Source organism: Bartonella sp. OT172YNZD (assembly GCF_042193725.1).
GTDB classification, from domain to species: domain Bacteria; phylum Pseudomonadota; class Alphaproteobacteria; order Rhizobiales; family Rhizobiaceae; genus Bartonella; species Bartonella grahamii_A.
In genome coordinates, this window is the sequence record NZ_JBHILZ010000078.1 from 1 (window position 1) to 818 (window position 818).

Consider the following 818-nt stretch of genomic DNA (forward strand, 5'->3'; position numbering starts at 1 on the left):
CATCAATTTTATGTGGACTGGCTGAATTTCCAATCCTTTGAAGAAGAGTTTTCTGCCTCATGGGTTTGTATGGAGCGTTTTGGCAGGTCCCCCAGTTTGCAATTTACCGGCTATGGGAATGATGCAAAGACCATTCATGGGGTTTGGTTTCCAGAAGAGTTTGGTGACCGTGTAGCCATTGATGCCCTCACCACAACGATTCAAAGAGCCAAGCCGGTCCAGATGCTTCGTTGGATCAATGATACCACTTATAGTGTCCTTCTTCATGGACCCGTGGTGATCACCACGATCAATAAAGACCACGACTATATCAGTCGTTCTGGTCAATCCCAGCGCATCCGCTATTCCATTACGCTCTTGCCCTTTTTTAATGGCGGAAAACCGCAAGGACAATATCAAGTGGGACAAACCCAAGTGGGGCAATATCAGGTGGAGCAAACGCCATGAAGATACCAGAAAAGCATGTGGTTGTAGAGCTAGAGGATATGAGCTTAGACCTCCTCTGCTTTCACCATGCCATGGCTGTGTTAGGGGACCGCATCCAAGTTGGGGCACTAAAGGGCTATTGTGAAGCCACATTGGAAGCCAATCCAGAAATTGCCAAATATGGTGTGTTTTTACCGCGCGGCTTAACGGTTACTTTGCCTGAATTTGTGTTGTCTAATCCCCAAAGCATGGTGAAGCGGTTATGGGATTAATACGCACACACCCCTTTATTGTGGTCAAGGTGGGAGACAAACCTGTTCATGAGGTTTTTTACCAGCGTCTTTTAACCGCAACCATTACGGACCATGCCGGCAATGAAGCCGATACATTTG

General features: G+C 47.1%; 2 protein-coding genes and 1 pseudogene. All 3 read left to right on the forward strand.

Annotated features, from left to right (window positions below):
* Positions 1-447: phage tail protein (locus tag ACFIJS_RS09095; RefSeq protein ID WP_375651297.1), on the forward strand; the 447-nt coding region annotated here is incomplete at its 5' end.
* Positions 444-698: a tail protein X gene (locus tag ACFIJS_RS09100; RefSeq protein WP_375651299.1), complete on the forward strand. Its 255-nt coding sequence runs from the start codon at positions 444-446 to the stop codon at positions 696-698. The genes ACFIJS_RS09095 and ACFIJS_RS09100, both read left to right, overlap by 4 nt.
* Positions 689-818 (forward strand): annotated as a pseudogene (locus ACFIJS_RS09105) (late control protein); the annotation flags it as partial. The gene ACFIJS_RS09100 and the pseudogene ACFIJS_RS09105, both read left to right, overlap by 10 nt.